Origin of the sequence: Scandinavium lactucae, assembly GCF_033843265.1 — a bacterium.
GTDB lineage: Bacteria > Pseudomonadota > Gammaproteobacteria > Enterobacterales > Enterobacteriaceae > Scandinavium > Scandinavium lactucae.
Map to the genome: position 1 here is coordinate 17,653 of NZ_JAWXRD010000031.1, position 17,274 is coordinate 34,926.

Sequence of the window (17,274 nt, forward strand, 5' to 3'; positions counted from 1 at the left end):
TTTTTTTCCCCATGTCATTTTTCACCGGTGTTGACCGGCTTAAAATGATACCCCCGCCCGCCGAAAGAAAATCGCCACTGACGTGACGTTTTTCTTTCACCCGTCCGCCCCCAGGGGCTCCCCTTGTAAGGCATTTAGCTGAAAATTACTGCGGCACCTTATCGGACGGTGCAGCGGTCACTTTCTTGTGTCTTGTTGCACGTGGCGTCGATTTTTTACCTGAACTTAAAATTTCACGGATCGCTTTAACACTTGTCGGGATACCGGCAGAATCCAGCGCGCTACGAATATCTTCAACGCTGTAGCCCTTGCTGTTTGCCAGCTCAATGATTTTGTCTTTCAGCTGCTCAAGAACATCTGTTTTGGTGAGGCGCGTCGGGGTCAAATCCGGAAGATCAGCCAGCGACGATTTTGCCAGTTCTACATCTTCTGTGCTGTACCATTTTTTTTCAGCCATGCTTCGATTTCCTTTCACTTTTTGGTCAATGTCCGATCCAGAGTATACCTTCCCATGAAACCCAGTGCCACAACCCGCACTTTCTGGCGTAAGCCAGTGACGGCGAAACAAAAATCACCTATACTTCAGGCCAGGAATCGAAATCCGATGCGAAACGTGGGACAGGGTATGTTTTGTTGAACCGCCTGCTCGCAGACGGTCCCACAAAACGACCTGGTCAGGACTCCGTCCCGACACCCTTGTTGCAGTGCCCGCTTCAGCGGTTAAGCAGGATTGAAGATGAGCAAGAGTGAAAAACGTCAAAGGACAGTGCTCTTCTTGGGTATCCGTTGGTTCCCTGAAGAGAAAGAGCAGGTCTGCGAAAGTGCCCGGGCAGCCGGGTTAAGTGCCGGAGAGTTTGTCCGCCGTTGTACGCTTGGTCGTCGTATCGTAGCCAAGGGTGACACCAAACAGATGAATGAGATCCTGAAGCTAGGTGGCCTGCAAAAACATCTCTACAGTGAGATGCAAAAGCAAGGGGTGATGACTCCAGAACTGAGCAAGCAATTTGCTGATACGCTTGCAGCACTTCAGAAAACGTTAATGAAGTTTCGGGCTGAGAGCCTGAACAATACAGAGGATTAACATGCTCGCAGTTGTGGCCGAAAGGCGTCGTGATGGTAAGTCCAGTTTCGTGCAACTCGTCTCCTACACTATCCTGCGTGATGATGTTGAGATGAGCGAAACGCTGTCGCCAGAACGCCCCTTTGTTCGCAAGTCACGCTCTGAAGATAAAATCTTCAATGACCTGGTCGGGTATGCCACGCGTAATGCGCTGCCCGATTCACAGGATGTTATCGCAACGTTCCCGGACGGGCGCCAGCAGGTGCGTTGCGATAATGTCATTTGTGAAACAAACTGCTTTTCTCTTGCCACCGCCTCGACCGAAATGGACATGGTTGCCGTGCAAAACACGCGCTGCAATGACCCTGTTTACCATGCCATTTTGTCCTGGCCGGAATCAGAACGCCCAACGCCAGACCAGATTTTTAACTGCGCCAGATACTGCCTGAACCGTCTTGGTATGGAAGGGCATCAGTACGTGTTTGCCATCCACGACGACACCGATAATCTGCACTGTCACCTGACCGTAAACCGTATCAACCCGGTGAGCTATAAAGCGGCTTCGTTGTATAACGATCGCTTCACGCTTGACCGCAGCTGCCGCGAACTGGAGCTGAAGAACGGCTGGAAGCATGACAACGGCCCCTTCATGGTTAACGATGCCGGTGCGATTGTTCGTCGGCAGAAATTCTATAAATCTGCCCCTGCAGCTGCGCGCCAGCTTGAGCATTTCGGTGATAAGGAAAGTCTGTTTTCGTATGCCGTGGATAACTGCAGGGAGAAAATGGATGCGCTGTTTCTGCGTGGAAGCTATGACTGGGATGGGGTACATGACATTCTGGTTGCGGCCGGACTGGAGCTGCGTCAGAAAGGTGAAGGGCTCGCCATTTACGATGTCGCCGATGATGAACAGGCACCAATAAAAGCCAGCGACCTGCATCCTGAGCTGACACTAAGTTGCCAGCAGGAGCTGATTGGCGCATTCACACGTGCGTCCGTACTCCGCGAAGTGAATCGTGAAGGAAATGATGTTTTGTTGAGTGCTGTTGATATTGAGTCCCAGTACAACAACCGTCTTCACCGTCGTGATAAGGGAGCAAGAGCAGAGCGACGGAATGCACGTGGAGAGGCTCGTCAGGATCTCATTGCGCGTTATAAGGCCTACAAAACCCGTTTTGTGCGGACCGGGATTTCAGCTGATGCAGCCCGAACCCGTTTCCGTGAACTGGCGGCCAGCTATCGTATTCGTAAGAACAATGTCCGGATGACCGAACGCGATCCTCTTCTTCGTAAACTGATGTTCCGCGCACTTGAAGTGGAAAAGATGAAGGATATGGCTGCGCTACGTTTGCAGATCAGGGATGAGAGGAAGGCTCTCAAAGCGTTGCCAGGGGCGCGCCCATTGTCGTATCGCGCCTGGGTGGAAGTGCAGGCAGCGAATAATGATGCAGCGGCTATCTCCCAGCTTCGGGGCTGGGCTTATCGTGAGAAACGTAAGAACCGCACGGCCACAATCTCCAATAACTTCATTCTTTACGCGACTGCAGATGATATTAAGCCATCTCAAATCCGGGGCTATGACACGCATGTGAACCGTGATGGTGCGGTGGTGTATTCATCCGGTGGTAAGCCGGTCTTGCTTGATCGTGGTGTACTTCTGGAGGTTGCCGATGCACCGGCTGAGAAAGGTAAAAACCTGGTGATGGCGCTGTATATCAGCGGACAGAAAAGCGGTGAGAAAGTTGAGGTCAGGGGAGAGAAAGGGTTTGTGCAGGGCACCATTAATTCCGTGCAGCACTTTAACAAATCGTCCGGGAAAACAGTGCCTCTGACGCATCCTGTTCAGCGTCAACAAGCGGGATACACTGACCAGAATCAGCCGGACTCTGGTTCTGTTGCCAGTCAAAATGATGTGCGGATGCAGGTGCCACCGAAGCCCGGCAGACAACCCTGAGACGATCGACTCACCGGAATTAACCAAAACAGTTCTGTCAATATGAGTTCCCCGCGAGCTTACGTTTAACTGGCATCTGCCACATCTTCATACTGGAAGGTTAGCGAAACCCGGCGAGCGAGATTCTGTTGTTTGGGAGATCCCTCATAATTCACCAGGATTCATTGCAGGTGCGGGGGACTCGCTGGTGCTGAGGAAATACTGATCTCCACTTTCCTGTGCTGTTTCCCATCCACAGCTTTCCAGTAGTGCCTGAAAACCAGATACGCTGCCGGTGATACGGACCCTTACCGGAGCGCGCAGTTTTCCGCTGTCATCAAACGCCGCGTCAAGCGACGACTTCAGCACGTAGACGCCATTGATCTCGGGATTTAGCGCCAGGCGCCGACGTCCCTGCCACTGATCATCAGACAGCACCTGGTAAACCCAGTGGTATTCGCGTGCGGTTTCGAGAGCATGGCTGAGGCGATACAAATCAGGCTGTTGCTCAAGACAACCAGTGGTCGCCTGCCAGAGAAAATTCAGTTTGAAAGAGAGCTTTGCCCGTACACCCAGCGTTCTGCCCTGTTTCAACAGCCAGTCAATATCACGGGCCACAATCCTTGAAAACCGACGCGTGCGCCTGGCTTCGGCCAGCCAGCGGGTGATGAAGATATTTTCCTGTGCTTCTGACGCTGCATTGCCATCCTGGCGGGCTGTGTGGAGGGCGACCAGCGCGCACCAGGCCATATGCGCTGTTGCTGCTGTCTGCTCTGTATCGGTCATCTTGATTCCGCAATACTGTGATTATGAGAGTGATTATAGCAATATCATCGCCTGAAATTGCACCATCAATCCTCTGCACGGGTAACATTCTGCGTCAGAGGTTCACCCTTCGTACTCAGCTTTTCTGCGTGCTCTCACCCGGTTGCAGGCATTCTTTAATGAGGAGAGTGAGCGACCCTGGAATAATCGTAGTAACTCAGGGAAGGAAAGGTGAAGGTGCTTTTCAAGGCGTTCCCAGTCCTCGGGTGACCAGGTGTGTCTGGGTGTGCTGCTGTTCATTCGCAGCCCAAGCTGAGCGGCTTTCTGGCTTGTCGTTCTGCGCTGGCGGCCCGGAAGGCGTTTCACAACCGCGGGACCTTCCTCCGGATAGTGATCTTTCAGGATCTGGATCTCCTTTTCCGTCCAGTCACTAAGCGGACGGAAGAGTCCCAGCTTGTTCGCCGCAGCAAAAACGGATGCCCGGGGCCTGCCCGGCAGCATCGCTAGGATCTCCTCCATGGTTTTGCTGGTTTCATACCAGCGGAGCAGAATTGCCTTCTCGGATTTTGTCCAGGCGATGGTGACCTTTTTGCTGCTGGTTGAACCGGCAGGGCGGGTGCCCTGTCTGTTGTTGCGTTTAAGGCGGATCAGGGCATTTTTAATGGACGACAGGCTTCTGTCCGGGAACAACTGCATCAGCTCCAGCGGTGACTGGTGGCGATTCTGATGAAGCAGCTGCCATTCCTGCTCCACCCACTGACGCGCGTAGGTATGCCCGGGCGACACAATACCTAAATCACGCGCCTTGAAGCGGATGGCCTCATCAGATTTCCGCGGTAAGCGCCGCATTATGCGCTGGCCTTCCACCGGGTAATACTGATGCAGGCATCGAAGTTCCTCATCAGACCAGACGTTTTCTGTTCGCGATAATCCCAGTTTTCCTGCCATGGCCATGATGGCGCTTGCTGTCCGGCCGAGATGTGTGGCCATGTCGACCAAAGGTGCCGTCTGATAATGCGCTTCCAGATAGTTCAGCTCGGAAACGGCCCAGCGTACGCCATGATTTCGAGCCTCTGACGCATGTTTGTCCCTTTTCATTTTTGTATCGTCCGTAAAATTCCCTCAGCATGTAGGTCTGTAGCAAGCTTATTTTAATCGACCTGACGCCAACAATCCTGCCGGATAAGTCTGGATGTAATCATTACATCATCCCGATGAATGGAAAATCATTAATCAATCGCCATGCTAATGAATTAAGTGCGCGCGCCTCATTATTTAGTGGTGCTTAATTGTACTGGTTTGGTATATATCACTGAATCATATTGAACGGGGCTTAATAAGTCCTTTTTCGGACTTTTCGAAGTGGGTTTTACATATCTGACGATTGCTTTTTATCTAAAACCCCAAAGTGTAAATTTAAATCATTTTAATGGTGGTGCGGTAACCATATGTGAATCCAGACCAGACGCGGCCTGGTGTGAATGAAGAGTCGGTCCTGCTCTATCTTCAAATTACGCAATCGGTTTTGTCCTGTTTACATATAAAATTTCTGGCGTAATAATAAACGGCCTGCCGTTATATCTTTTTCATGCCCTTTATCTGGCAGGAAGCCCAATTACACATTAAATGGAGAATGAGCGGATGAGCCAAAGCTTTCAGAATGAAATCCCGAAGGCGCGCGTTAACATTTCGTTAGATTTACACACGGGAGGTGCGCAGAAGAAAATGGAGCTCCCGCTCAAGTTGCTGACCACAGGCGACTTCAGTAACGGTAAAGCCATCGGCACTCTGTCGGAAAGAAGTAAAATAAATGTTAATAAGAACAATTTCGATTCAGTTTTAGGTGAGCTAAATCCTGAAGTTAATCTTACCGTAAAAAATACCCTCGCCGATGACGGTTCTGAAGAAAATGTCCGTCTGAGCTTCAGCAAGATGAAAGATTTCGAGCCAGAGCAGATAGCCCGCCAAATTCCCCAGCTGAAAGCCATGCTCGCTATGCGTAATTTACTGCGCGACCTCAAATCCAATCTTCTCGACAATGCTACGTTCAAGAAAGAATTTGAAAAGATTCTGAAAGACCCGGCTCTGAGTGATGAGCTGCGTAACGAACTTAATGCCCTTGCCCCGTCCCAAGAATAATAACGTATTACTGGAAACATTAACGGAATAACTGGAAATAATGCTTATGTCAGTCAATAACGAATCCCAGAACCCGGTGACGGGCACGACGATTGAAAAAACACTGCCAGCCAGCGGCGTATATGCCTCACTGTTCGACAAAATAAACCTGGAGCCGGTCGCCGAAATGAACTCGCTTAATGGGTTTGATGATAATACGGTGATGGCTGAAACGTCGACAAACGCCCGAGTGACCGCTGCGGTACAGGTCTTTATGCAGTGCCTGCAGAAATCCGGACAGAAAGTCGAAAAATTAGATAAGACCTTGCTGGACCAGCATATTGCCGAACTGGATTTCCAGATCTCACGCCAGCTGGATGAGATCATGCATCATGAGGAGTTTCAGCGCCTGGAAGGAGTCTGGCGTGGCCTGAAGTCGTTGGTCGATAAAACAGATTTTCGCCAGAATGTGAAGCTGGAACTGCTTGATTTATCGAAAGAAGAACTGCGTCAGGATTTCGAAGACTGCCCGGAGATTATTCAGAGCGGGTTATACAAACAAACCTACATTGCCGAATACGACACCCCTGGTGGAGAGCCTATCGCTGCCGTCATTTCAGCGTATGAGTTTGATGCATCAGCCCAGGACGTGGCGCTGATGCGTAATATATCAAAAGTTTCCGCTGCTGCCCATATGCCGTTTATCGGCTCTGCCGGTCCGGCGTTCTTTTTAAAAGAAAATATGGAGCAGGTCGCGGCCATCAAAGATATCGGCAACTACTTCGACCGTGCCGAGTACATCAAATGGAAATCGTTCCGCGACACCGACGACTCCCGCTATCTTGGTCTGGTAATGCCCCGTGTGCTGGGTCGTCTGCCATATGGTCCGGACACCGTGCCGGTGCGCAGCTTCAACTATGTCGAAGAAGTGAAGGGCCCTGATCACGACAAATACCTGTGGACCAATGCGTCGTTCGCGTTTGCCGCCAACATGGTGAAAAGCTTCATCAACAACGGCTGGTGCGTGCAGATCCGTGGTCCGCAGGCGGGTGGCGCAGTACAAGACCTGCCAATCCACCTGTATGACCTGGGCACCGGTAATCAGGTGAAGATCCCGTCAGAAGTGATGATCCCGGAAACCCGCGAATTTGAATTTGCCAATCTGGGCTTCATTCCGCTGTCCTACTACAAAAACCGCGACTATTCCTGCTTCTTCTCGGCGAACTCTACCCAGAAACCGGCACTGTATGACACGGCCGATGCGACTGCTAACAGCCGAATCAATGCGCGTCTGCCGTACATTTTCCTGCTGTCGCGTATCGCGCACTACCTGAAGCTTATTCAGCGTGAAAACATTGGTACCACCAAAGACCGTCGTCTGCTGGAACTGGAGCTGAACACCTGGGTCCGTGGTCTGGTGACGGAAATGACTGACCCGGGCGACGAACTGCAGGCGTCTCACCCGCTGCGTGATGCCAAAGTGATTGTCGAAGACATCGAAGACAACCCGGGCTTCTTCCGCGTTCGACTGTTCGCCATCCCGCACTTCCAGGTGGAAGGGATGGACGTCAACCTGTCACTGGTTTCCCAGATGCCGAAGGCGAAAGCGTAACGTAAGGCAGGAAGTCAATGAAAACGGAACAACCGTTATGGGGGAGGGGACAGATGGTCTCTCCTCAGCACTTCCAGCAACAGGCCGCATACGCGGCCTGGTCTGCGGAATGCATCGCCCGACTGGGCCTCTCCCATCCGTGGGGCGTGATTGAGGCGACTTTCGAACCGGATGCACTGAAGTTAGGCCGCCTGCAGGCCCGTCATCTGCATGTCCGTTTCCCCGACGGCACGCTTATCGACACGGATAATGCCGACGCACTGCCGCCGGCGTTGTCGCTGGATGGATCCACGCATGATGTCGTGGTGGTTCTGGCCCTGCCACTGCTGCGAGCGAACGGTGGTAACTGCCTGAAACCCGATGAGGTGGCAGAGCGCCCTGTTCGCTATCGCCAGCGCTGGCGGGATGTGCGCAACACCTTTGGCGACGATACCCGCCAGATTGCAGTGATGCAGTCAGAGCTGACGCTGCGTTTCGCCCATCAGAACAACAGTGATTACCTGACCTGTCCGGTCGCCCGTCTGCAGCAGGATTCACAGGGGAGCTGGGTACCCGATGAAACTTTTCTTCCGCCACTGCTGACTCTGCAGGGCAGCCGCTGGCTGGTGACCCAACTGGAACAGCTGATGACGCAACTGCGTGCCCGTCTGAGTCGCCTGATGGACATGCGTCGTGAAAGTAACGAGCGGATGGCCGATTTTGCCGTGGCCGATGTGTCTCTGTTCTGGCTGCTCAATGCCCTGAACAGCGCAGAACCTGTGCTCGGACAGTTTCTGCGCTACCCGCAAAGTCCACCGGAGCGTCTGTACCCGGAACTGGCACGCCTTGCAGGCAGCCTGCTGACCTTCTCGCTGGAGCACCAGGTGAGTGCCATTCCTGCCTGGCAGCATGAGCAGCTGAATAACGTCTTCCCGCCGCTCTTTGACTTACTGGGCGACCTGCTGGAGGCCAGCCTGCCGTCGCGGGTGGTGGCGATTGAGCTTGAGCATGATCCCCGGCTTCACTTCTGGCAGGCCCGTCTGCATGACCCACGCCTACGCGAAGGGGCGGATTACTACCTCTCCGTGCGTTCACCGATGCCGGTGGCACAGCTGCAGGAACAGTTCCCGCGTCAATGCAAGGTCGGCAGTCCCGATCATGTCAGGAGTATCGTCAATTCATCACGGGTGGGTGTACCGCTGACGCCACTGCGTCATGTGCCGGCTGCCATTCCGCTGCGTCTGGAAAACCAGTATTTCAGCCTTGATGTCTCTCATCCGCTGGCCACCGAAATGCTCCAGGGGGGGACCTGTATGTTTTACGTTCCGGGCATGCTCGGCGAGCCTGAACTTGAACTCTTTGCGGTACTGAGAACATGAGTGAGCGCAAACGCGGTGCGGCCGCGTCCATTGATATTGGTGCTCTGCTGCAGGACACCTGGCTGCAGGTGATAAGCCTCCGTCACGGTCCTGAGTTTCAGGATGGAGAAGGGCGCACGTTGTGGGAGCGCTGCATTGCTGATGTTGTGCGTGTGCAGCGTGAGCTGAAAGCGAGCGAACTCGATGAAGCCAGCTGCCAGCATATTCTCACTGCACAGTGTGCGCTGCTTGATGAAGCCGTCAAAGGTCGCGGTGTGGAGGATGATGCCTGCGTGCAGTGGTATGACATTCCCCTGCAGGGACACTTCCTCGGCACCATGGATGCCGGTGATACGCTGTGCTCCCGGATGCGCGACGTACTGCGTGAACCGGCGCCTGACCATGCTGTCGTGACCTGCTTCCAGCGGGTCATGATGCTGGGGTTCCTCGGCAGTTTCCGCTCGCTGAACGATCCGGAGCGCCAGAAACTCGTCAACGCGCTCAGTGAACATGTCACGCCGTTCAGCTATCCGCAGACTCACCCGGTCCTGGCAGAAAGCCGTACCGGACGGGGAATGGGCGGCTGGCTGGCGTCATGGCCCGTGCGAATTGGCCTGAGCGTGGTGGTGGTTGCAGCACTCTGGTGGGGACTGAGCCACTGGCTGGATCAGACACTGCAGACTCTGCTGCCGGGAGCCGTGAAATGAGTCCTGCACAACAGCGCGGGCTTGCGCTGTGGGCCGCCCTGCTGAGTGCAGTGGTCTGTCTGGGCTTCCTGCAGGTCACCCGACTGGTTTCTGTGCTTGTTTTGCTTACCGTTCTGGGGCTAATCCTGGCGTTCTGGATTGTTGCCAGTCGTCGTGCGGAGCATGACGTCGCCCTGGGTCTGGATGACCTCCCGGAAGCCACTTACCGTCAGCCCGTGGTGCTGGTCTGTGGCGATCTGCCGTTGGCCTGGCCTCAGCAGTCACCGGTACTTACGGTCACACAGGGTTGCTGGATCCGCGTGGAGGATCATCAGGATCTGGAGCAGGCAGCCCGCCAGATACTGTGGTTGCGACCTGACTGGGGTCGCCAGCTGTCGGTGATGGTCAGCGTTTGTCCGCAGAAACATGCCGACAGCGAAGCACTTACCAGCCGCCTGCTGGCCCTGCGCTGGCAGCTCAGCCAGTTGCGTAAAGAGATGGGTCATTCTGTGCCGCTGATTCTGAATGGTCAGGTTGGCAGCGCGATGACAAATACTCTGCTCTGGCAGGCGGCTATCCCGGGGGAAGGGGTGAGGGTCTGGCGTGAGTCTTCAGCGCCGAGTTCAATCGCTGCATGGGTCACCACCGGTGGATCGCCTGCGATGCAGCAACAGGTGCTGATGAACAGCCTGATGAGCTGGTTCCATCAGCACGTCAAAGCTGTCTTTATGGATGAGAACCCCGACGTTCCTGTCATTGCTCCTGTCGCAGTGCTGTGGGGAATGGGACCGATCCTTGCCGGAAGTCTGGCCACATCAGCCTGGACTGCGTGGCTTTCCCGTCACACTGCGATGCAGCAGGTGGCGGGCTGGCAGCCGGTGGGAACTGACAGCACGGTGATATCACCGCTTCCGGATTTCGTCCTGCCGTTGCTGCCTGAAGGACGGGGATTAACCTCGCGTGGCCGGACCTGGCACTGTGCATTCGGACTTTTCACGCTGGCGGCCATGGCAGCGCTGCTCAGCAGCGGCTGGAACAATCGCCAGTTGCTGCATCGTGTGAGCTTCGATATTGCCCGCTATGACCGTATCCCGATACGTGATTACGGTCCGAAAGCCGATGCCGTCGCAGTCCTGCGCGACGATGCCGTGCAGCTGGATAATTATGCGCGCAATGGCGTCCCGGTTCGGATGAGTCTCGGGCTGTATCAGGGCGAGCGGCTGCGTATGCCAGTACTGGATGCGATCCGCAGGTACGTCCCGCCGCCTCCGCCCCCTCCTCCGGCACCACCGGTTATCAAAAAGATTATTCATGGCCCCAAAACCGTCCGTCTCGACAGCCTGTCGCTGTTCGATTCCGGCAAGGCTGTGCTCAAAGCCGGCTCCACCAAAATGCTGGTCAATTCCCTGGTCGGTATCAAGGCGAAGCCGGGCTGGCTGATTGTGGTGGCAGGGCATACCGACAATACCGGCAATCCGCAACTTAACCAGACGCTCTCTCAGCAACGTGCCGAGGCTGTGCGGGACTGGATGCGGGACACCGGCGATGTGCCGGAAAGCTGTTTTGCGGTGCAGGGCTACGGCGCAAGCCGGCCGCTCGCCACCAATGATACCCCGGAAGGCCGTGCGGCCAACCGGCGTGTAGAGATAAGCCTTGTGCCGCAGGCTGATGCCTGTCAGGTGCCGGGCAAACCAGCGTCACCGGATGAAAGTGACGCATCAACTCAAGAAATGGAGAAGTAAACCATGGCAATTCCTGTTTATCTGTGGCTGAAAGACGACGGCGGTGCGGACATTAAAGGGTCTGTGGACGTTCAGGATCGTGAAGGCAGCATCGAAGTTGTCGCTCAGGAGCATAATCTGTACATCCCGACCGATAACAACACCGGCAAGCTGACCGGTACCCGTATCCACACCCCGTTCCTGTTCACCAAGGAAATCGACTCTTCCAGCCCGTACCTGTACAAGGCGGTAACCACCGGTCAGACCCTGAAATCAGCCGAGTTCAAATGGTATCGCATCAACGACGCGGGCCAGGAAGTGGAGTACTTCAACACCAAACTGGAAAACGTCAAGCTGGTGAAAGTCGCGCCGAAAATGCACGACATCAAAGACCCTTCTTTCGAGAAGCATAACCACCTCGAAACCATCGAGCTGCGTTACGAAAAAATCACCTGGACCTACAAAGACGGCAACATCATTCATTCCGATTCCTGGAACGAACGCGCCACCGCGTAAGTCACAAGCGGACAGCCCCCTCTGTCCGCTTTTTTTTCTTTGCTGAACGTCTGCCTGTACGGGCGTTGAGCAAAGAAACCCACAATCTGCCAGCCCGACCGCATGCGCTTTGGTCTCCTTCACAGGAAACAGCGATGGGCGGTAGCGTGTCCAGGAACCGACAAAGAGAGAAACTCATGGAAAATCCAGCCATCCTGCTGCGACGTCTGAACCCTTATTGTGCCCGCGCCATGGAAGGGGCTGCCTCGCTGTGCCAGACCCGGGCGCACGCCGAAATTTTGCCTGAACACTGGCTGCTGAAGCTACTGGAGCAGGGTGAAGGCGACCTGACGGTGCTGGCGCGCCGCTACGAATGGGATATGGATGCGCTGTGGCAGGATTTACTCGGCTGGCTGGATGCGCTGCCGCGCTCTGTCCGTGGTCGCCCGCAGTTGTCAGACAATATTCAGGCGCTGATGCAGGAAGCGTGGATGCTGGCTTCGCTTTCCGGCGAAGATCAGATCCGCAGCATCCACCTGCTGATGGCACTGGTCGATAAACCGAAACTGGTACGCTGCGATGGTCTGTGGCCGCTGCTGACACTGGGAAGATATCAGCTGGAACGCCTGCGCGGGCTGCTGGATGCACAATCCGACGAACGGCCGGAAATTCAGCAGGAGGCTGCGCTGGCGCAAAGCGGCAGTGAAGTCGAAATGGTGGGTCGTCCGGTGGGCGCAGAAACGAAAGAGGGCGAACTGAACCCGGCGTTGCAGAACGCGCTGGATAAATTCACCCTCGACGTCACCGCCAAAGCGCGTGAGGGCCACATTGACCCGGTGTTTGGCCGTGACACCGAAATCCGCCAGATGGTGGACATTCTCTCCCGTCGTCGCAAGAACAACCCGATTCTGGTCGGCGAACCGGGCGTGGGTAAAACGGCGCTGGTTGAAGGTCTGGCCCTGCGTATTGCCGAAGGGAATGTGCCTGAATCGCTGAAAACTGTCAGCCTGCGCACCCTTGACCTCGGCCTGCTGCAGGCGGGCGCGGGCGTGAAAGGTGAGTTCGAACAACGGCTGAAAAACGTCATCGATGCGGTGCAACAGTCGCCGAACCCGGTGCTGCTGTTTATAGACGAAGCGCACACCATTATCGGGGCCGGCAACCAGGCGGGTGGAGCGGATGCGGCAAACCTGTTAAAACCGGCGCTGGCACGCGGTGAACTGCGCACCATCGCCGCGACCACCTGGAGCGAATACAAACAGTATTTTGAACGCGATGCGGCACTCGAGCGCCGCTTCCAGATGGTGAAAGTCGACGAACCGGACGACGACACCGCCTGCCTGATGCTCAGAGGCCTGAAGTCCCGTTATGCTGAACACCACAACGTCCACATCACCGACGCAGCAGTCCGCGCCGCCGTGACCCTGTCACGCCGCTATCTGACGGGCCGCCAGCTGCCGGATAAAGCCGTTGACCTGCTCGATACCGCCGCGGCGCGGGTGCGTGTGAGCCTTGATACGGTGCCTGAACAAATTGTGCGCCTGAAAGCACAGCTGACCGCACTGGAACTGGAAGAGCAGGCACTGCTGGAAGATATCGCGGTCGGGGGTAACACACACCATGACCGGCTGAGCGTCATTGAACAGCAGCGACAGGCAAAAACCAACGTTCTGACACAGCTTGAATCCCGTTTTATTGACGAAAAATCACTGGCACAGCAGCTGATGGCCAGCCGCCAGGATATCAGTCAGCAGGCCGAAATCAGGACGCTGCAGCAACAGCTGGAAAATGAACAACAGGGGGACGCCCTGATTCAGGTGGATGTCGACACCCGCACTGTCGCCAACGTGATTGCCGACTGGACTGGCGTGCCAATTTCCTCGCTGATGAAGGACGAGCAGACCGAACTGCTGAACCTGGAAGGGGAAATCGGCAGGCGCGTGGTCGGGCAGGACGTGGCACTGAACTCCATTGCTCAGCGTCTGCGCGCGGCCAAAACCGGACTCACCTCCGAGAACGGCCCGCAGGGCGTGTTCCTGCTGGTCGGCCCAAGTGGCGTCGGGAAAACCGAAACTGCGCTGGCACTGGCGGATGTGCTGTACGGCGGTGAGAAGTCACTCATCACCATCAACCTGTCGGAGTACCAGGAGCCGCACACCGTGTCGCAGCTGAAAGGCTCTCCTCCGGGCTACGTCGGCTACGGTCAGGGCGGTATTCTCACCGAAGCCGTGCGCAAGCGCCCGTACAGCGTGGTACTGCTGGATGAAGTGGAAAAGGCGCACCGCGATGTGATGAACCTGTTCTATCAGGTCTTCGACCGCGGTTTTATGCGCGATGGCGAAGGGCGTGAAATCGACTTCCGCAACACCGTGATTCTGATGACTTCGAACCTCGGCAGCGACCACCTGATGCAGCTGCTGGATGAACAGCCGGAAGCCACTGAAGCAGACCTGCACGAACTGCTGCGCCCGATTTTACGCGACCACTTCCAGCCGGCGCTGCTGGCCCGCTTCCAGACTGTGATTTATCGCCCGCTGGCGGAAACTGCGATGCGCGCCATCGTGCAGATGAAGCTGGCCCAGGTGAGCAAACGAATTAATCGCCACTACGGCCTGACCACGCAGATTGATGAGAGCCTGTATGACGCACTGACGGCCGCCTGCCTGCTGCCGGATACCGGCGCCCGCAACGTCGATAGCCTGCTTAATCAGCAGATTCTGCCGGTGCTGAGTCAGCAGTTGCTGACCCACATGGCTGCGAAACAGAAACCACAGTCGCTATGCCTTAGCTGGAGTGAGGAAGAGGGTATCGGGCTCGAGTTTAACCGTACACAAGGAGTGTCCGCATGAGCAGTAACCCCCCGATAAGATTCAGCCATAACCATCACCTGCTGGCAGTCAAAGGGTGTGAAGCCGAGCTCGATGTGCTGGCGTTTGAAGGCGATGAAGCCCTGAGCACGCCGTTCAGCTACCGGATTGAATTCACAAGCTCTGACCATGCCATCAGCAAAGAAATGATGCTGATGAAAGCGGCCTCCCTGACGCTGCAGGCCCCGGTTGACCAGGGTTACGGCATCAAAATACAGCAGGCCGTGCGAACCCTTCAGGGAGTGGTGAGTGGCTTTGAACGGCTCAACACCTCAAAAGATGAAACCCACTATGCCCTGACACTCCAGCCACGCCTGGCACTGCTTGACCGCTCGCATCAGAACGCCATTTATCAGGATATGTCGGTCCCACAAATCGTGGAAAAAATCCTGCGCGAGCGTCACAACATGCGCGGTCAGGATTTTCTGTTCTCGCTTACAAAAGAGTACCCGCGCCGTGAGCAGGTAATGCAGTACGGCGAGGATGACCTGCACTTTATTACCCGCATGTTGGGTGAGGTGGGCATCTGGTTCCGTTTTACAATTGATACGCGTCTGAACATTGATGTCGTGGAGTTCTACGACGGCCAGCAGGGGTATGAAAAAGGCCTGACGCTGCCATCGGTTCCGCCATCAGGACAGCATTCGGAAGGGGTAGACTCGGTCTGGGGCATGGAGAGCCATCATAACGTGGTGCAGAAGCAGGTCAGCACCCGTGATTACAACTACCGCCAGGCCACGGATGACATGAACACCCAGGTCGATGCGACCCGCGGGGATGCCACCACCTACGGTGATGCCTATCACTATGCTGATAACTATCTGACACCGGGTAGTACCTATGACCGCAATCCGGCGCCGGAGTCCGGAGCGTTTTATGCCCGCATTCGGCATGAGCGCTACCTGAATGGCCAGACGCAGACTCATGCCATCACCAGTTGTCCGACCCTCTCTCCGGGTCAGGTACTGAAAGTCACTGGTGGGTACGAAGTGGCAGACGTGTTTGCTCATGGCGTGGTCATCACGGCGATGCACAGCCATGCGCGGCGGGATGAAGATTTTGGCGTCAGGTTTGACGGCATCCCGGACAGCACTGATTTTGGTTTCCGTCCTGAGCCTGGCTCACGCCCGGTGATGGCTGGCTCATTGCCGGCCCGCGTCACCAGTACCACCGAAAATGATACCTACGGCCACATCGATAAAGACGGTCGCTATCGCGTCAACATGCTGTTTGACCGTGATAACTGGGAGACCGGGTTCGAGAGCCTGTGGGTGCGTCAGTCCCGCCCGTATGCCGGCGATACCTACGGCCTGCACCTGCCGCTGCTGGCGGGCACCGAAGTGGCGATTGGCTTTGAGGACGGTAACCCGGACAGACCGTACATTTCCGGTGTGCTGCACGACTCGGCGCACGGTGACCATGTCACTATCCGAAATTACAAACGTAACGTCCTGCGGACGCCTGCGAACAACAAAATCCGCCTCGATGACAGCCGTGACCAGGAGCATATCAAGGTCTCCACTGAGTACGGCGGCAAGAGTCAGCTGAATCTCGGACATTTAGTGGATGCGGAGAAGCAGAAGCGCGGTGAGGGTTTTGAGCTCAGAACCGACAGCTGGGGAGCTATTCGGGCACAGAAAGGGATGTTCATCAGCGCTGATGGCCAGACGAAAGCACAGGGCCAGGTGCTGGAGATGCAGCCAGCGGTCAGCAATCTGGATGATGCCCGGGAGCAGATGACGTCTATCTCCGATGACGCGCAGAAGGCGACCGCGAACCCGGCCGATCTCCAGGCGCAAATCACACTGCTGGAACAGCAGCTGACAGACCTCAAAAAGTCAGTGCTGCTGCTCAGCGCACCGGAGGGTATGGCACTGACCAGCGGACAGCATCTGCAGGTATCTGCCGGGCAGAACCTGATAGCCACAGCCGGTAAAAATGCAGACGTCAGCGTGGTGAAAAATCTGTTCATCGGGGTGGGTAATGCCCTGAGCGTGTTTGTTCGTAAGCTGGGGATCAAGCTCATCGCGAACCAGGGGCCGGTGCAGGTACAGGCGCAGAACGACCTGATGGAATTGCTGGCACGTAAAGAAATCAGCATTGTCAGCACGGAGGATGAAATTAAAATCATCGCGAAGAAGAAGCTGACTCTGAATGGTGGTGGGAGCTATATCAGGATTGATGCAAGTGCGATTGAATCTGCTACTGCAGGTGAATATCGTACGAAAGCAGGACACTATGGGCGTAAGGCAAGCGCATCAGAAAAGGTCACGCTGCCTGTATTTCCTGTAATGGAACCTGGCGAACAAAGCTTACGTTTTGCTTTCCCTGGTGCCGATAGTGTCAGCCAAAGTATGGACTGGATGACAAATCAGCCATACAACATTACTGACAGCAATGGGAAAATCCTGTCGACCGGCACGGTAGACAGTTCAGGTCGCTTCCCGAAAATAGTGCTTCCTGAAAGCGATACATTAAACTTAATCATTGGGCGAGAAACCTGGCTCAAAGAAGAGCTTCCAACATCAGTCGAAGCGGCTGAGGTAGATAGCGTGGAAGATATAGAATCGCTGGAGCCTGATACTGATTCGGATGATACCGAGACAGCAGAAGATCATACTTCTGCGTTAACAGAATCAATGATCGCAAAACTATTAAATTTAACTACGACAGGGTGATC

13 protein-coding genes are annotated in these 17,274 nt (G+C 55.2%); 10 read left to right on the forward strand and 3 right to left on the reverse strand.

Translation table 11 applies throughout. The features are described from left to right. Nucleotides 1-145 precede the first annotated feature (145 nt). Complete coding sequence (locus tag SIK69_RS13550) at nucleotides 146-457, reverse strand: molybdopterin-guanine dinucleotide biosynthesis protein MobC (RefSeq protein WP_319786299.1); 312 nt, start codon at nucleotides 455-457, stop codon at nucleotides 146-148. A gap of 279 nt (nucleotides 458-736) precedes the next feature. On the opposite strand from SIK69_RS13550, the gene mobA reads away from it, so the two are divergent. After that, a complete protein-coding gene (mobA, locus tag SIK69_RS13555) occupies nucleotides 737-1,081 on the forward strand; it encodes a plasmid mobilization protein MobA (RefSeq protein WP_258997550.1) in 345 nt (114 codons plus the stop codon). Between the two features lies 1 nt (nucleotide 1,082). Then, on the forward strand, nucleotides 1,083-3,014 hold the full coding sequence (gene traI, locus SIK69_RS13560) for a TraI/MobA(P) family conjugative relaxase (RefSeq protein WP_319786300.1): 1,932 nt from the start codon (nucleotides 1,083-1,085) through the stop codon (nucleotides 3,012-3,014). 144 nt (nucleotides 3,015-3,158) lie between these two features. Here traI and SIK69_RS13565 read toward each other — a convergent pair whose 3' ends face one another. Both SIK69_RS13565 and SIK69_RS13570 read right to left on the reverse strand, forming a co-directional pair. Further along, nucleotides 3,159-3,779, reverse strand: coding sequence for a DUF2913 family protein (locus SIK69_RS13565; RefSeq protein ID WP_319786301.1), 621 nt, complete (start codon nucleotides 3,777-3,779; stop codon nucleotides 3,159-3,161). A gap of 102 nt (nucleotides 3,780-3,881) precedes the next feature. Beyond that, complete coding sequence (locus SIK69_RS13570; protein ID WP_319786302.1) at nucleotides 3,882-4,856, reverse strand: hypothetical protein; 975 nt, start codon at nucleotides 4,854-4,856, stop codon at nucleotides 3,882-3,884. Nucleotides 4,857-5,399: 543 nt separating this feature from the next. Here SIK69_RS13570 and tssB point away from each other — a divergent pair. The 8 genes from tssB to SIK69_RS13610 all read left to right on the forward strand — a co-directional run bounded on the left by tssB (nucleotide 5,400) and on the right by SIK69_RS13610 (nucleotide 17,272). Then, the gene (gene tssB / locus SIK69_RS13575; RefSeq protein WP_319786303.1) at nucleotides 5,400-5,897 is read left to right on the forward strand and encodes a type VI secretion system contractile sheath small subunit; all 498 of its coding nucleotides are present in this window, start codon (nucleotides 5,400-5,402) and stop codon (nucleotides 5,895-5,897) included. Between the two features lie 40 nt (nucleotides 5,898-5,937). Then, nucleotides 5,938-7,488 (forward strand): type VI secretion system contractile sheath large subunit, encoded by a 1,551-nt coding sequence (tssC, locus tag SIK69_RS13580; RefSeq protein ID WP_319786304.1) that lies wholly within the window; start codon nucleotides 5,938-5,940, stop codon nucleotides 7,486-7,488. Nucleotides 7,489-7,505: 17 nt separating this feature from the next. Beyond that, complete coding sequence (gene tssK / locus SIK69_RS13585) at nucleotides 7,506-8,846, forward strand: type VI secretion system baseplate subunit TssK (protein WP_319786305.1); 1,341 nt, start codon at nucleotides 7,506-7,508, stop codon at nucleotides 8,844-8,846. Continuing rightward, on the forward strand, nucleotides 8,843-9,532 hold the full coding sequence (gene tssL, locus SIK69_RS13590; RefSeq protein ID WP_319786306.1) for a type VI secretion system protein TssL, short form: 690 nt from the start codon (nucleotides 8,843-8,845) through the stop codon (nucleotides 9,530-9,532). The genes tssK and tssL overlap by 4 nt, the downstream gene beginning before the upstream one ends. Further along, nucleotides 9,529-11,253, forward strand: a complete 1,725-nt coding sequence (locus SIK69_RS13595; protein WP_319786307.1) for an OmpA family protein — start codon at nucleotides 9,529-9,531, stop codon at nucleotides 11,251-11,253. Before tssL ends, SIK69_RS13595 begins: the two co-directional genes overlap by 4 nt. 3 nt (nucleotides 11,254-11,256) lie before the next feature. Next, nucleotides 11,257-11,748, forward strand: a complete 492-nt coding sequence (gene hcp, locus SIK69_RS13600; RefSeq protein WP_314116559.1) for a type VI secretion system effector Hcp — start codon at nucleotides 11,257-11,259, stop codon at nucleotides 11,746-11,748. 176 nt (nucleotides 11,749-11,924) lie between these two features. Beyond that, nucleotides 11,925-14,576: a type VI secretion system ATPase TssH gene (gene tssH, locus SIK69_RS13605; RefSeq protein WP_319786308.1), complete on the forward strand. Its 2,652-nt coding sequence runs from the start codon at nucleotides 11,925-11,927 to the stop codon at nucleotides 14,574-14,576. Then, nucleotides 14,573-17,272, forward strand: a complete 2,700-nt coding sequence (locus SIK69_RS13610; RefSeq protein WP_319786309.1) for a type VI secretion system Vgr family protein — start codon at nucleotides 14,573-14,575, stop codon at nucleotides 17,270-17,272. The genes tssH and SIK69_RS13610 overlap by 4 nt, the downstream gene beginning before the upstream one ends. Nucleotides 17,273-17,274 lie beyond the last annotated feature (2 nt).

What these genes read in the sequence shown, in the direction of transcription:
- tssH (WP_319786308.1), top strand. Translation starts at nt 11,925, where the DNA reads ATGGAAAATCCAGCCATCCTGCTGCGACGTCTGAACCCTTATTGTGCC.
- SIK69_RS13565 (WP_319786301.1), bottom strand. Translation starts at nt 3,779, where the DNA reads ATGACCGATACAGAGCAGACAGCAGCAACAGCGCATATGGCCTGGTGC.
- SIK69_RS13595 (WP_319786307.1), top strand. Translation starts at nt 9,529, where the DNA reads ATGAGTCCTGCACAACAGCGCGGGCTTGCGCTGTGGGCCGCCCTGCTG.
- tssK (WP_319786305.1), top strand. Translation starts at nt 7,506, where the DNA reads ATGAAAACGGAACAACCGTTATGGGGGAGGGGACAGATGGTCTCTCCT.
- hcp (WP_314116559.1), top strand. Translation starts at nt 11,257, where the DNA reads ATGGCAATTCCTGTTTATCTGTGGCTGAAAGACGACGGCGGTGCGGAC.
- SIK69_RS13610 (WP_319786309.1), top strand. Translation starts at nt 14,573, where the DNA reads ATGAGCAGTAACCCCCCGATAAGATTCAGCCATAACCATCACCTGCTG.
- SIK69_RS13570 (WP_319786302.1), bottom strand. Translation starts at nt 4,856, where the DNA reads ATGAAAAGGGACAAACATGCGTCAGAGGCTCGAAATCATGGCGTACGC.
- tssC (WP_319786304.1), top strand. Translation starts at nt 5,938, where the DNA reads ATGCTTATGTCAGTCAATAACGAATCCCAGAACCCGGTGACGGGCACG.
- mobA (WP_258997550.1), top strand. Translation starts at nt 737, where the DNA reads ATGAGCAAGAGTGAAAAACGTCAAAGGACAGTGCTCTTCTTGGGTATC.
- tssB (WP_319786303.1), top strand. Translation starts at nt 5,400, where the DNA reads ATGAGCCAAAGCTTTCAGAATGAAATCCCGAAGGCGCGCGTTAACATT.
- SIK69_RS13550 (WP_319786299.1), bottom strand. Translation starts at nt 457, where the DNA reads ATGGCTGAAAAAAAATGGTACAGCACAGAAGATGTAGAACTGGCAAAA.
- tssL (WP_319786306.1), top strand. Translation starts at nt 8,843, where the DNA reads ATGAGTGAGCGCAAACGCGGTGCGGCCGCGTCCATTGATATTGGTGCT.
- traI (WP_319786300.1), top strand. Translation starts at nt 1,083, where the DNA reads ATGCTCGCAGTTGTGGCCGAAAGGCGTCGTGATGGTAAGTCCAGTTTC.